The organism is Amphritea sp. GJ51-11 (assembly GCF_055808735.1).
In genome coordinates this window covers 4,577,159-4,591,778 of record NZ_CM147881.1, presented here as the reverse complement: position 1 = coordinate 4,591,778, position 14,620 = coordinate 4,577,159, and the positions used below count along the sequence as shown (strand labels likewise).

13 protein-coding genes are annotated in these 14,620 nt (G+C 47.3%); 2 read left to right on the top strand and 11 right to left on the bottom strand.

Going from position 1 to position 14,620, the window contains the following annotated elements; genetic code table 11:
- Window position 1: 1 nt before the first annotated feature.
- The 4 genes from AC0L4K_RS20835 to ssb form a co-directional block, all read right to left on the bottom strand.
- Complete coding sequence (locus AC0L4K_RS20835) at window positions 2–2,161, bottom strand: hypothetical protein (protein WP_473267739.1); 2,160 nt, start codon at window positions 2,159–2,161, stop codon at window positions 2–4.
- Window positions 2,154–3,695: a site-specific integrase gene (locus AC0L4K_RS20830; RefSeq protein ID WP_473267738.1), complete on the bottom strand. Its 1,542-nt coding sequence runs from the start codon at window positions 3,693–3,695 to the stop codon at window positions 2,154–2,156. Before AC0L4K_RS20830 ends, AC0L4K_RS20835 begins: the two co-directional genes overlap by 8 nt.
- Entirely contained in the window at window positions 3,676–4,890 is a 1,215-nt protein-coding gene (locus AC0L4K_RS20825) for a tyrosine-type recombinase/integrase (protein WP_473267737.1), read from the bottom strand. The genes AC0L4K_RS20830 and AC0L4K_RS20825 overlap by 20 nt, the downstream gene beginning before the upstream one ends.
- A gap of 164 nt (window positions 4,891–5,054) precedes the next feature.
- Window positions 5,055–5,630 (bottom strand): single-stranded DNA-binding protein, encoded by a 576-nt coding sequence (ssb, locus tag AC0L4K_RS20820; protein WP_473267736.1) that lies wholly within the window; start codon window positions 5,628–5,630, stop codon window positions 5,055–5,057.
- A gap of 181 nt (window positions 5,631–5,811) precedes the next feature.
- Between ssb and uvrA the strand changes: the two genes are divergently transcribed.
- Complete coding sequence (gene uvrA, locus AC0L4K_RS20815) at window positions 5,812–8,652, top strand: excinuclease ABC subunit UvrA (RefSeq protein ID WP_473267735.1); 2,841 nt, start codon at window positions 5,812–5,814, stop codon at window positions 8,650–8,652.
- An 87-nt stretch (window positions 8,653–8,739) separates the two neighbouring features.
- Here uvrA and AC0L4K_RS20810 read toward each other — a convergent pair whose 3' ends face one another.
- Both AC0L4K_RS20810 and AC0L4K_RS20805 read right to left on the bottom strand, forming a co-directional pair.
- Window positions 8,740–9,033, bottom strand: coding sequence for a putative quinol monooxygenase (locus AC0L4K_RS20810; RefSeq protein WP_473267734.1), 294 nt, complete (start codon window positions 9,031–9,033; stop codon window positions 8,740–8,742).
- 60 nt (window positions 9,034–9,093) lie between these two features.
- Window positions 9,094–10,122 (bottom strand): zinc-binding alcohol dehydrogenase family protein, encoded by a 1,029-nt coding sequence (locus AC0L4K_RS20805; protein ID WP_473267733.1) that lies wholly within the window; start codon window positions 10,120–10,122, stop codon window positions 9,094–9,096.
- Between the two features lie 95 nt (window positions 10,123–10,217).
- On the opposite strand from AC0L4K_RS20805, the gene AC0L4K_RS20800 reads away from it, so the two are divergent.
- Complete coding sequence (locus AC0L4K_RS20800; RefSeq protein WP_473267732.1) at window positions 10,218–11,132, top strand: LysR family transcriptional regulator; 915 nt, start codon at window positions 10,218–10,220, stop codon at window positions 11,130–11,132.
- A 481-nt stretch (window positions 11,133–11,613) separates the two neighbouring features.
- Here the strand turns inward: AC0L4K_RS20800 and rplQ are convergent, their stop codons facing one another.
- Genes rplQ through rpsM form a run of 5 tightly spaced genes read right to left on the bottom strand, consistent with a single transcriptional unit; the run spans window position 11,614 to window position 14,487 of the window.
- Window positions 11,614–12,006, bottom strand: coding sequence for a 50S ribosomal protein L17 (gene rplQ, locus AC0L4K_RS20795; RefSeq protein ID WP_126159357.1), 393 nt, complete (start codon window positions 12,004–12,006; stop codon window positions 11,614–11,616).
- A 40-nt stretch (window positions 12,007–12,046) separates the two neighbouring features.
- A complete protein-coding gene (locus tag AC0L4K_RS20790; RefSeq protein WP_126159356.1) occupies window positions 12,047–13,051 on the bottom strand; it encodes a DNA-directed RNA polymerase subunit alpha in 1,005 nt (334 codons plus the stop codon).
- A 26-nt stretch (window positions 13,052–13,077) separates the two neighbouring features.
- Entirely contained in the window at window positions 13,078–13,698 is a 621-nt protein-coding gene (gene rpsD / locus AC0L4K_RS20785; RefSeq protein ID WP_417227718.1) for a 30S ribosomal protein S4, read from the bottom strand.
- Window positions 13,699–13,716: 18 nt separating this feature from the next.
- Complete coding sequence (rpsK, locus tag AC0L4K_RS20780; RefSeq protein WP_019622838.1) at window positions 13,717–14,106, bottom strand: 30S ribosomal protein S11; 390 nt, start codon at window positions 14,104–14,106, stop codon at window positions 13,717–13,719.
- Between the two features lie 24 nt (window positions 14,107–14,130).
- Window positions 14,131–14,487 (bottom strand): 30S ribosomal protein S13, encoded by a 357-nt coding sequence (gene rpsM, locus AC0L4K_RS20775; RefSeq protein WP_215953580.1) that lies wholly within the window; start codon window positions 14,485–14,487, stop codon window positions 14,131–14,133.
- Window positions 14,488–14,620 lie beyond the last annotated feature (133 nt).

Here is a 14,620-nt window from a genome sequence, read left to right as displayed (position 1 = left end):
ATTACCTCCCCAAGAGCTTGGTGAGTTTGTGTAAATCGGCCTGCGGTTTAGGTGTTGTAGAGCCAATAGCAGGCACATCTGAAGCCGACAGCTTTCCTTGAGCTGCCAGCCCTCTCTCAAGAACGGAGTAGCCATTATCAGAACATGCAATCACTGCGCCCTCTGTTATATCAGGGTTTTCAATAATTTCGATCAAGGCATTTGCTTTTTCCAGTCGATCCATCGAGTATGAGAGCCAACGATCGGCTCCATAAAATTCCTGCTCTACACCCTGCGTAGCCTGCTTTAACGTCTGCTCTAACCCGTCACGCAACAAACGAATTCGGCGCTCCTTCTCGACATCACCCTTGATACACTTATGCTTTTTACAGGTCAGGCAGTCGCGGAGCTTAGTGCAGGGCTCAACCGCAAAATCATGCACACACACACCGTATTCGGTGTAATGAGCGATTCGATCCTCTGCAACACCCAGATCTTTCAGAAGAATAGGCTGATGCTTACTTGAAAGCGTTGCGAGACCTGTAGACTGACTGCCCAGCCCCAAGCCCCTGGCACTCTCTACGCGCTCTTCGTCGCTGATATGGTTGTACACCTTGTTTTGGCTGATATCCAAGCGACCAGACCAACGTGCAATCTCAACTTCACCAACCTTTCCTTTAGCCGCAATGGTATTTAGGTAGTGTCGGAACTGGTGAGTGGTCATTGAATAAGCCTCACCGCTGTATCCCCATCGAAGGTAGATATTTAAGTTATGAAATCGTTTATCGCTATCTTCCTTAATACTCAGCGAACTGTTCAATATATTGTTATCTATTGTTTGTAGCGAAAAAGGTTTGAGGTATCCTGCGCCGTTGATATTGAATTGACCTTCAAAGTAGCAATTAAGGGCATGCTGATACTTCATCTTTTTACTGTCATTTGTATAAGGAAAATATGGCGGAAGCCAATATTCACGCAGATAGACATTAAGCTTACGAAGTGTCAGCGTATGAGTATCCTCCTTGCCCTCTGACCAGATTCCGTCATACATGCTATCAAGCTGCTCTTGTAGAATTGCTTTGCTCTCCAAATACTTTGGCGATTTATTTAATACCTTTAGAGTTGCCTTAATCCAAGCTCTTAGTTTAGCTCTAGGAGAGCTATTTAGTTCATCCACACACAAAGCATCCAGTACTTGTTTAGGAGTCAACGGAGCATCTTGATTAACCTTCGGACAGTTCGCGTGAATAGGGAATTTATCGGGATTTTCTTCAAGCCACTTGGCTAATTTACGCGGCTCTTCTGATATTTCTTTAAGACGACGAACTGACTCTAGGGTGAATTCTTTCCATACCTCAGGCACTGGCTTGTCTGTGAAGCCGTAGCCCTTCTGACCATACCAGTTGATAAATAATTCAGGTTTTCCTTCACGGTTATCCTTGTAAGTTAAAGAGTCAGCGGCCAAAACATTTAACTCACCCACACGACCAGGTGAGCTAAGAAGTAAAGCGCAATTAGAGGTTACGAAAATATCACGGTGATCGGTTGGCTGAGCAGACCAGATTTCTGCTAAAGCGTCCAACGCCTCTTGTGTCGGCATTTTCTTTTCAGCATCTTTTTTGTTCTTCACATGACCATGAGCATCACTAGGGCGCTTAATCAAATTCATCCACACATCACTGCTTTCAGATAATCCCTTCTCCACAATGAACTCAGACAGTTTCTGAAGATGTCCTCCGATTCGATAGGCACCTTCTGCATTGAAGTTTTCTTTGATTAGCTCTCCTGCTCGATCATAAACATGAAGATTTACCCGAGTTATATCCGCGTTGGACTCTAGTTCAAGCAGCGCGGCTTCTACTACTCGAACAGCCACGACCTCTTGAATGTTTTTAGTTATTCTGAGCGACTGTTGATGTAAAACATATGCTTTAGCAAAATCTATAATCTGAGGGTCAAGTAATTCCTTCGAAGGATCAAATGACTTCTTACGCGAAGACACTCCAAGCTTCACAAAATCCAAGCTAACACCCATCCAGACCTTCCAACTCCACGCATCCCAATCAAGCGGTAGATCAGGCTTATTAAAACCTGTAAGCCCCTTCGCCCAAGCAATGAACTCCATAACCTGCTTTCCAGCCTCTAAACCCTCTCTCGGACGAAAAGAAATTACGTTAGTCATTTGCCAGCTCCTTTGATTTGATGGTTTCACATCGTTGTATAACGTCCTCTACTGCAAGGATTGAGCGGTCAAGAATACGCGCAATAGTCTCATCGCCTGTAATGCTTAGAGTCCGCTCACGCTCTTCATACAGATCAACCAAAACATCTTCGTGTGGAGCATCAAGCCAAGGCTGAAACTTAACGCATGTATAGCAGGCGACAGGTGCATTCGCGCTACAGAACGCGTAATTCCCACAGGAGCCTACGTTCTCACTTCCGTCTATCGAGCGTATACGGCTCGTAGGATCAACGCCCCTTGTAGCCTGAGATTCATCATGCACAATCAGACCTGCAAAGGCTTGGGCCAAGGGGGCTAATAGCTTTCCGATTTTCTGGTTCAGCCGGGTTGCGTTATCACCTGTAGACTCAACGTATACACCCGCGTTTTGGTAATCGTTGTGATCTAATGCCGCTGCGATAACGCCGACACCCGCCCCTTCACGGTTAAGATCGGTGCCTAGAGTTGAGCGAAAGCGCTTAGATGCAAGATGGATCCGCTCACCTGTGCGCTCAGAGATCGCATGAATAACAGTCTCAGCCCTTGTAAGCGGGGCATTCAAATACTCACGAGGCTGGAAGCACGATGCGTCGATTCGAGCGTTCTGTTTAATGTGTTCAATAAAAGTTTCATATTTAGGATACAGCGGTAACAGACTTAAGGAATGTGAAAACCCTTTCGAGGTCTGCTTATCGATCTCTTGTCTTCGCTGAGCCTTTAAAAGCTGTACTGCCTTATATAGATCCTCAGATATTGGAAACCTGCTAAAGCTTTCTCTAAAGCCTACACCGCGCTGTTTAGCACGTGGCTGATTTATAAAAAAAGCTCCAGCCTCTTTTAAGAAGTCATCAAACACCAATTGAGTTACCTGGGCACGGCGAAGGCCACGTTCTGTGTAGAGTTTGACCAGCACCCAATCATCTAAAAAGATTCTATCTTCCATGAAGGCATTATTCAGACCATCAATAATGGCTTCCATTTCCAATTGAGTGTACGGCCCTTTCAAAGGGTCGTGACTCAACACCGCTTGGCCTTTTACATTACCTTGGAAGGTGAGTTTTCCGATAGCCTCGATAAACTCATCGCTAATTCCATAGAGGCCTGACTTGTGCCAGTAACGCAAAAAACCACGAATAGTAGAAAGCTGATATTCACGCTCTTTACCCGCCTTCACCTTTGCTGAGAGAAAGTCACGTTCATCCAAAATATTGAAATCGACACCATGCCGAGTAGCAACCATGCTTAGATAGCTAGATATATTGTTAACTGAGTCGGCTTTGTGGCTGCCAGCATAACGAGCCAGCGCTACTCTAAAATAACGATGAGCTTCTTCTGGTAATGCCATAAGTGCACCATTAACCAAAATCTGTTTATTATTAACAGGGTCAAGAATCCATCGCTCATCAGCAGGGATAAATACCAGACCGGCCTCACTTTGATAGTCACTGGTTAAAAGTTCATCCAGCTCACTATCTTTAAGCTTCTTCGCCAGCATTATCTTTTCCCTTATTAATCGTGTTAGAACGTTCAACAGTGAATTTCCCAGCCTGCTCTAGGTCATAGGCTTTATTGTAGGTTCCTTGCATCTTACTATCGGATCCCCAACCCATGATATGGGGCCGAATAGCTTCATCTGCCGCCGCTTTTTCAGATGGGGTAGCGTCTTTGTACGCCTCATCTATCATATTGGAGATACGATAATTCATATGATGTCGCAGCTTATGTGGAGTAACACCTTTAAGCTCTGGAAGCGCTGATCTAGCCGCTTTAAACACCTCAGTGATTGCATTAAGTGTCATGGGGTTTCCCTTATTCCTCCTAAGACTAACGAATAGATATGGGTGTTTCTTTGCTGCTTTGATCGAGCCACGATGCTTCATCACATAATCATCTAAAAGCCTCGCCAAAGATTCGGGTATGGGGATTTTGCGTTCGCCGGTTTTGACATTCGGAGCCTGCTTTCGAGTCTCAAGTGGGTTGTTATGACGGCGATATATGGATATTTCAGTGTTTTGAATATCGTTCACGTAAAGGCCAGCTAGTTCGCCACGTCGCATACCCGTCTCATACAGAATTGAGAAGATCAACAAATTGCGGAGCTGGATGGATTTATCCTTCCAAGGGTTATCAGGGTGGTCTGGGAGCAATTTTTGAGTGATGCCATCAATTTGCTCATCTGATAGGGCAATGACCACATTCTTAGTGTACTTCTTGATCTTAGGCTTGTAAGAAGTAATTGTATTAGAAACCGCTTTAGCTATATCGTTTTTATCTTTACGTTGAGCCAAGCGGAGATACAAAAACGCTAGATACTCGCGAATTGCATGGATGCGCTGAGAAGCCATATCTCTCGATACTTGTTCGTAGGCCTTTGGTAATAGTCTCACACCGCTCATTAGACGTTTCTGGGTGCCTACCGTCCACGCACAGAAATCTAAAAGCTGAAGCACTTCCATCTCATTCAAATGATTATCAAGTTTGAATCGCGCCTCAAGATCGATACCCTCCGACTGACACCAGTTAAACAACATCGCAATGCTATATAAGATATTTCGCTGTCGAGAGACCGATATATGCCGCAGATTCATAGACACATAAAGCGTGGGGTAGTACATCGGAATTCCATCTTCCAACAGAAGCACACTCCGCACACCATTTTCCTGCTTTAGCTCTTCAACTTTACGATTCATAAGACACCCAATACATTACATTTAACATATTACCATACCTACGAATAAAAACAAACTATTAAATGTTACTTTTTAATGGTGCGTAAAAACCAAAAAACCCCGCTGTTGCGGGGCTTCAGGTAATTATGCAGATGCAAAACGTTACATTTCACATAAATAGTTCGCTAGAAGGGAATATCATCGTCAAAATCATCCAATCCTGGTGCTGGCTGAAGTGCTTGAGGGGCCGCTTGTGGGGCTGGTTTTTGATAATTTTGTTGCGGCGGCTGTTGAGGCTGCGGCGGTTTCTGATAATTCTGTTGTGGAGCCTGTTGTGGCTGATAATTCTGCTGTGGCGCCTGTTGTTGCGGTTGCTGATAGCCGCCCTGAGGCTGCTGATAACCACCATTGTTACCGCCATCGCCACGGCTATCGAGCATCTGCATTTCGCTCGCCACGATCTCCGTTGTGTAACGGTCTTGGCCCTGCTGATCTTGCCATTTACGGGTGCGCAACGAACCTTCAAGATAAACCTTAGAACCCTTATGCAGATATTCGCCGGCGATCTCAGCTAATCGGTTGAAAAACACCACTCGGTGCCACTCAGTTCGTTCCTGTTGCTGGCCTGTTTGCTTATCCTTCCAAGATTCAGAAGTCGCCACCGTGATGTTGGTCACCGCATTGCCGCTGGGCAAATACTTAGTTTCAGGCTCATTACCCAGATTACCAATCAGGATGACTTTGTTAACACCACGTGCCATTGATCTCTCCAATATTTTTTAACTTGTTGCAAACCTGTGCCGCATAAATTTAGCAGCTACTGCATTGAGTGAAGCATAGCATAATTATTACTCTCAGCAGCGATAAAAAATCGTCAGATCAGGTGTGGCAACACGCATAACTCTTTATACTTGAGCTTTTGCATTGGACACGGAAACAACGATGGACAAGATAGTGGTTCGCGGCGCCAGAACACACAACCTGAAAAATATCGATTTGGACATCCCGCGGGATAAACTTGTTGTTATTACCGGTTTATCCGGATCAGGAAAATCCTCGCTGGCATTCGATACGCTCTACGCTGAGGGTCAGCGCCGTTACGTTGAATCCCTGTCTACCTATGCGCGGCAATTCTTATCGATGATGGAAAAGCCCGATGTCGATCATATCGAGGGACTTTCGCCAGCGATTTCGATTGAGCAAAAATCCACCTCCCATAACCCCCGTTCGACAGTCGGCACCATCACCGAGATCTACGACTATCTACGCTTGCTGTTTGCCCGCGCCGGTGAACCTCGCTGTCCGGATCATGATCTACCGTTAGCGGCACAAACCGTCAGCCAGATGGTTGATCAGGTATTAGCCCTACCTGAAGGCTCTAAGCTGATGTTGCTGGCACCGGTGGTTCAAGGCCGCAAAGGTGAGCACTTACATACTATTAGTGAACTACGAGCACAGGGTTTTGTTCGGGTGCGCGTCAATGGCATTGTGTGCGATATCGACAGTATTCCTGAGCTAGATAAGAACAAAAAGCACAATATCGAAGCCGTAGTTGACCGCTTTAAAGTACGTGATGATCTACAGGTGCGCTTAGCCGAGTCTTTTGAAACAGCCTTGGCGATGACCGATGGTATCGCCACCATTAGCTATATGGATAACGATGGCGAAGAACTGGTGTTTTCGGCCCGCTTTGCCTGTCCTAAGTGTGGCCACAGCATTCAAGAACTCGAACCCCGCATGTTCTCCTTCAACAACCCCCACGGCGCCTGTTCTGCCTGTGATGGTTTGGGAGTAAAGCAGTTTTTTGATCCGAAAAAAGTCGTCTGCGATAACACCCTCACCCTGTCTGAAGGGGCTATCCGAGGCTGGGACCGTCGTGCGCTGTACTATTTTCAACAACTTAAAGCCGTTGCCGATCATTATGGCTTTAATATGGACACCCCCTTTAAAGATCTGACCGCCAAGCAGCAACAGATGATTCTGGAAGGCAGCGGTAAAGAAGATATCGCCTTCCGTTATCTCAACGACCGTGGCGATGTCATCAGTAAATCCCATCCGTTTGAAGGGGTGCTGAACAATCTATCACGTCGTTATCGGGAAACTGAATCCGATATGGTGCGGGATGATCTCGCTAAGTATATCAATATGCAGGAATGCCCTGCCTGTGACGGCAGCCGACTGCGCCGCGATGCGCGTCATGTGTATATCGATGAAACAACCTTGCCAGAACTGGTACGTCTATCCATTGGCGATAGCTGTGACTATTTCGACGGCCTTAAATTAAGCGGCAAGCAGGGTGAAATCGCCGATAAGATTCTGAAAGAGATCCGCCTACGCCTGCAATTCTTGGTCAACGTCGGCCTCGATTATCTATCCCTTGAGCGTAGTGCCGAAACCCTCTCGGGCGGTGAAGCACAACGTATCCGTCTGGCCAGCCAGATCGGTGCCGGTCTAGTCGGGGTGATGTATATTCTCGATGAGCCGTCTATCGGACTGCATCAGCGGGATAACGACCGTCTATTGAAAACCCTGATCCACCTCCGCGACCTAGGCAATACAGTGATTGTGGTTGAGCATGACGAAGATGCTATTCGACTAGCGGATTATGTCATCGATGTGGGCCCCGGTGCTGGCGTCCACGGTGGTGAAATCATTGCACAGGGTACTCCCGCTGAATTGATGGCTTGCAAAGAGTCGATGACCGCCGATTATCTTTCCGGTCGTCGTCGGATCGAGACGCCGACTGAGCGGCACAAATCCGATGGCCGTTGGTTGCAACTGCACGGCGCTACCGGCAACAATCTCAATAGCGTTAATCTGGATATACCCCTAGGGCTATTAACCTGCGTGACCGGGGTATCTGGCTCGGGTAAATCTACGCTGATTAACGGCACGCTTTACCCTATCGCCGCCACCGAGCTGAATGGTGCCACCACGCTGGATGCTGCGCCTTATAAGTCACTGAAAGGCATGGATATGCTCGATAAGGTGATCGATATCGATCAGAGCCCGATCGGCCGGACACCACGCTCCAACCCAGCAACCTATACCGGTATTTTCACGCCGATCCGCGAACTGTTTGCCGGCACACAGGAAGCCCGCTCACGGGGTTATAAGCCAGGACGTTTCAGTTTTAACGTTAAAGGTGGCCGCTGTGAAGCCTGCCAGGGCGATGGCGTGATCAAAGTCGAGATGCATTTCCTGCCGGATATCTATGTACCCTGTGATGTCTGTAAAGGCAAACGCTATAACCGGGAAACCTTAGAAGTTAAATATAAGGGTAAGAGTATCCATGAAGTGCTGGATATGACGGTGGAAGATGGTCGCGAATTCTTTGATGCCATCCCAGCCCTTTCCCGCCGACTGCAAACCCTGATCGATGTGGGCCTTTCCTATATCCGCCTCGGACAAGCAGCCACCACACTTTCTGGCGGTGAAGCCCAGCGGGTCAAGCTGGCGAAAGAGCTGAGCAAACGGGATACCGGTAAAACCCTTTATATTCTTGATGAACCGACAACCGGACTGCACTTCTATGATATTCAGCAGTTGCTCAACGTGCTCTATCGATTGCGTGACCATGGCAACACCATTGTGGTGATCGAACATAACTTGGATGTCATCAAGACGGCCGACTGGATCATCGACCTCGGCCCTGAAGGCGGCACCCGTGGTGGTTTAATCATCGCCACGGGAACACCGGAAGACGTTGCCGAAGTGCAAGGCTCTTATACCGGGGAGTTCCTCAAACCGATGCTGGACAAAAACCATAAAGCCCAAGGCTAAGGCTAAGGCTAAGCGAATAGACTGATCTAAATACAAAAAAAGGCTGATGCAAACACATCAGCCTTTTTTATAACATTTTTACTTAGCTCAACTGAGGTGTGCCATTTCATTCAAGATAAAGTTCTCTACAGCCCCTTCAACTGCCACTGAATAACGTTTTAGATTAACGTTATCCATATGTGCCACCCAAAGGTCACGGGATTCCCAGCGCTCATAGAAAAGAAACACAGCAGGATTGTTATTATCCTGATGCAGATCGTACTGCAAGCAACCGGCCTCTTCACGGGTAGGTTCAATTAAACGGATTAATTCTGTTTTCACTAAATCAATTTGATCGGATTTTGCCTCAATACGGGCAACAATTATCAGTTCAGTAGTCATCGTTATTCCTAAGCTTCAGTAACATGATTGAGCTGATTGGGGCCAGTACCACCCCGCACGTTAAAAACCTTCTAGTACAACCTTGCCGATGGTACTACCACTCTCAACAGCAGCGTGCGCTAGCTTTAGATTGGTTGCATTGATAGCACCAAAGTTGGTTCCTTGGGTGGTTTTGATCTCACCCGCATCAATTAAGTCAGCAACGGCATTCAGCAGGTCACGCTGCTTCGCCATATCATCGGTGTTAAACATTGAACGGGTATACATAAATTCCCAATGCAGTGACACAGACTTCATCTTCAACTTCATAATGTCCAATGGTGTTTCTGGGTCATCAATCAGCGCCAGCTTACCCTGAGGAGCAATGCTCTCAACGATCGCATCGAAATGCTGGTCGGTGCCGTTTAGGCTGACCACATGGGATACCGTATCCAATCCGATACGCTTAAGCTCTTCATTCAACGGCTGACGGTGATCAATAACAAAATCAGCGCCACGCTCCTTAACCCATTGCTGACTTTCTGCACGGGATGCCGTACCAATCACGACAGCATCCGTTAGTTTGGCCGCCAACTGCACAATAATGGAACCCACGCCACCGGCTGCGCCGATAACCAATACCTGCTCTGGCTTTGAAGCTGCACCATTAGCGCTCTTCTGCTGTATCCCTAGGCGATCAAATAGTAACTCCCAAGCAGTGATGGTCGTCAACGGCATCGCCGCCGCTTCGCCATCAGATAACGACTTAGGTGCATGACCGACAATACGCTCATCAACCAGGTGGTACTCAGCATTGGTACCTTGGCGAGTCAAATCACCGGCATACCAGACACGATCACCCGGCTGATAGAATTCAACCTGCTCACCGACAGCGACGACTTCACCCACTGCATCCCAGCCCAATACTTTGTATTCGCCGTTCTCAGGCTGTGCCCGCTGGCGAACTTTAGTATCCACAGGGTTAACAGAAATAGCGTTGACCTTAATAAGCAGATCGCGTCCCGCGGCATCGGGCATCGGCAGATCGATATCAACCAGTGAATCCTGTTCTGTAATTGCCTGTGACTCTAAATAACCAATAGCTTTCATTTTCGACCTCCGTAAATTGATAGAGACATTGTGAACCGATATGCCTAAACTAAAAACATGCTAATCACTCAATCAGTTTCAATATATTTTTGATAATGAATACAGACGACTTAGAATTATTTACCCGAATCGCCGACTGCAGCAGCATTACCGCATCGGCCGAACAACTGGGATTAACCCCAGCCACGGCCAGTGCGGCCCTTAAGCGACTGGAAAAACAACTTGATACCCAGCTATTCATTCGATCGACCCGACAATTACGGCTAACACCCGAGGGAGAACACTTTTTGACCTTCTGCCGCCAAGCACTCGTGGCGTTAGAAGAAGGTAAAGCATCCCTACATGCGATCAAAGGTAAAATTTCCGGTGAGCTGCGCCTATCGATGCCGTCCGATTTGGGCCGCAACTTAGTGGTACCTTGGATCGATGAGATGATGATCAAACACCCGGAACTATCACTCAAACTTAATATCGGTGATGGTCTGTCGGATTTCTATCTCGACCGGGTAGACGTGGCGCTACGTTACGGTGCGCCAGAAGATTCATCCATGATCGCCTTTCAGGTTGCCAGCATCGACCGAGTTATTATCGCCTCGCCAGAGTACACTGCCGCCTTTGGTGAACCTCAGCATCCCGAAGAGTTACGTCAGCATAACTGCTTGATCTTTCGTCTCGGCAATCGCGCCTACGATACATGGGATATGGTCAGAAACGGTGAACAGTACCGCATACCCGTAACCGGCGACCGAGAATGTGATGACGCGGAGATTGTTAGACGCTGGGCGCGGGCCGGCAGAGGCATTGCGTTTAAATCAAAACTGGATGTAAAACGTGAGCTCGATAGCGGCAAACTCCTCCGTTTGCTGCCGGAATACCAATCCAAGCCGGTTGGACTTTGGCTCGTTTGTCCAAGCCGCAAACAGGTTACACCTGCAGTACTGCTGTTACGGGATTTTTTAAGAGATAAGGTAAATGAAGAACTTAAACCCGTAGGCAGGCCGTTAAGCTAGCGTAGGGCAAAGCAAAAAGGATCACACCAAAGGCAGCAAGCCGCATTAGGGTGTCAACATACTCCATTTATGGGGTATCGATGTAAGTCGGACAATCACTCTACAGTTTTTACACATATAGATTGTCTCGTTAAAATTCTTATTTCGTTCGATATAGTCAGCCGGTACGGAAATTGGCTGTTCCTTTAGCACTTCTCGACAAACTTCGCAGCTTACTAGCTCCATTGCTCTACTTCCAAACGTCAATAATGCCTACATTATAGATTTAGTTGATGACATTTACTTAACACCAGCCCCCAAACTGAGTAGTTAAAGGCTGAACGATTAAAAGCGTGAGTTAATACATGAAAGGCTAGCAAGTACCGGAACACCATTGAATAGCGCTTAGAAGCGTAGAAAAAAACGATCAGTTGAGTGATATGACGACTTTTAGGACAAAAAAACCCGGCTTATGCCGGGTTTTTATTAAGATATGAAGAGATTAATCTTCAGAATCTTCTACCGCTACAGCATCCGCTGGACGGTCAACTAGCTCAACGTAAGCCATCGGCGCGTTATCACCCGTACGGAAGCCACATTTCAAAATACGAATGTAACCACCTGGACGACCTTCGTAGCGAGGACCAAGTTCGTTAAACAGTTTACCAACAGCTTCTTTACTGCGGGTACGAGCAAAGGCTAGACGACGGTTAGCAACCGAGTCTACTTTTGCCAGTGTGATCAGTGGCTCAGCAACACGACGCAGCTCTTTAGCTTTAGGCAGCGTGGTCTTGATGAGCTCATGTTCGAACAGGCTTACAGCCATGTTCTTGAACATTGCTTTACGGTGCGCACTTGTACGATTAAAGTGACGACCTGATTTACGATGACGCATCTTTTTATCCTTGCCAAACTGTTAGGTTTAAAACCGCAGATCAGGAAGCGACTTTATCGTCGTTTCTGATGCTCGCAGGTGGCCAATTTTCAAGGCGCATACCCAGTGACAGACCTTTAGACGCCAAAACGTCCTTGATCTCGGTCAGCGATTTCTTACCCAAGTTCGGAGTCTTAAGCAGTTCTACTTCGGTACGCTGAATCAGATCACCGATATAGTAGATCTGCTCTGCCTTCAGACAGTTGGCGGAACGTACAGTCAGCTCCAGATCATCAACCGGGCGAAGCAGAATCGGATCGATTTCTGGTTCTTCCGGTTCATCGTTAACCTGATCCTTACCACCTTCCAGATCTACAAATACAGCCAGTTGTTGCTGCAAAATAGTTGCAGCACGACGGATGCATTCTTCCGGATCGATAGTACCATTGGATTCAATGTCAATGACCAACTTATCTAAGTCAGTACGCTGTTCAACACGCGCACTTTCAACTACATACGACACCAGGCGAACCGGGCTGTAGGTAGCATCAAGTAGCAAGCGGCCGATGGTCCGAGACTCGTCTTCATCCGATACGCGCAGGTCAGCTGGCACATAGCCACGACCACGAACGATCTTCAATTGCATGTTAAGGCTTGCACCTTCGCTCAAATGAGCGATGACATGCTCTGGATTTGCGATTTCGACATCCTGATTCAACTGAATATCAGCTGCTGTAACAGGACCCGCTTCGCTCTTAGACAGAGTCAGGGTTGCTTCATCACCGTTGTGCAGCGCGACTGCAACACCTTTAAGGTTGAGCAGGATTTCAATTACGTCCTCCTGCACACCCTCGATGGTGCTGTACTCATGCAGCACACCTTCGATCTCAGCTTCAGTGATGGCACAGCCAGGCATTGAAGAGAGAAGGATACGGCGTAGCGCATTACCCAGCGTATGGCCAAAACCGCGCTCCAGTGGTTCCAAAGTAACTTTTGCACGAGTCGCACTAATTTCCTGAACGTCAATGTGACGGGGACTTAGAAACTCGTTTACTGAACGCTGCATAGTTCCACCAATTAAGAAGTCAATATTTACTTAGAGTACAGTTCGACAATCAGCTGCTCATTGATGTCAGCAGACAGTTCAGTACGCTCTGGCAGGGACTTGAAAGTACCTTCCATCTTCGCAGCATCAACATCTACCCACTCAACAGCTGTACGCTGAGAAGCCAGCTCAAGTGCGTGTTTAATACGCAGTTGAGTCTTGGACTTTTCACGAACGGCAACCACATCACCAGCTTGTACCTGGTAAGAAGGAACGTTCACGGACTGTCCGTTAACTGTAATCTGACGATGAGAAACTACTTGACGTGCTTCAGCACGAGTAGATCCAAATCCCATACGATAGACGACATTGTCTAGACGCCCTTCCAGCAACTGAAGAAGGTTAGTACCAGTCGCGCCATTGCGACGGGCAGCTTCCTTGTAGTAGCTGCGGAATTGCTTTTCAAGTACGCCGTATGTACGACGAACTTTCTGTTTTTCACGAAGCTGTAAACCGTAATCTGATAAACGACCACGACGAGCGCCATGTACACCTGGAACATTTTCAGCTTTACACTTACTGTCCAGAGCACGAACACCGCTCTTCAGGAAAAGGTCGGTACCTTCACGGCGAGACAGCTTGCATGTTGGTCCTAAATAACGAGCCATATTATTACTGTCTCCGGATTAAACGCGACGTTTCTTCGGTGGACGACAACCGTTGTGAGGAATCGGTGTCACGTCCGTGATGTTATTAACCTTGTATCCACATGCGTTCAATGCGCGCACTGCAGATTCACGGCCTGGGCCTGGGCCCTTAACAAAAACGTCTAAATTCTTTAGACCATACTCTTGAGCAGCTACACCTGCACGTTCCGCAGCAACCTGTGCCGCGAAGGGTGTACTCTTACGAGAACCACGGAAGCCGGAGCCGCCTGCGGTTGCCCAACTCAGGGTATTGCCCTGACGATCAGTAATAGTAATGATCGTGTTGTTAAATGAAGCATGGATGTGAGCGAATCCGTCAACAACCTGCTTTTTAACCTTTTTACGTGTGCGATTACCTGGCTTAGCCATACTGGAAATTCCTATCGCTTACCATTACTTACGGATTGGTTTACGTGGCCCTTTACGGGTACGCGCATTTGTCTTAGTGCGCTGACCACGAAGAGGCAAACTACGGCGATGCCGCAAACCACGGTAACAACCAAGATCCATCAAGCGTTTGATGTTCATGGATACTTCACGGCGAAGATCACCTTCAACTGTCAACTTGGCGACTGCGTCACGTACCGTATTCAGTTGTTCTTCTGACAAATCTGCAATCTTTGTGGTTTCTTGAATTCCACAATTAACGCAGAGGTCCTTCGCTGTCGTGCGGCCAATTCCGAAGATGTAAGTCAATGAAATTACCGCATGCTTATTGTCAGGAATATTGACGCCAGCTATACGGGCCATTCAATTTACTCCAACTTATTAGCATGCACCTGTGCTTTTCACAGGTACTGCAAATTCTTCTATTAATGGAAGGCGCGAGATTCTACACGTTGATCAAAAATAAATCAACCCTTCGCGCCAACCACTCCCAGAC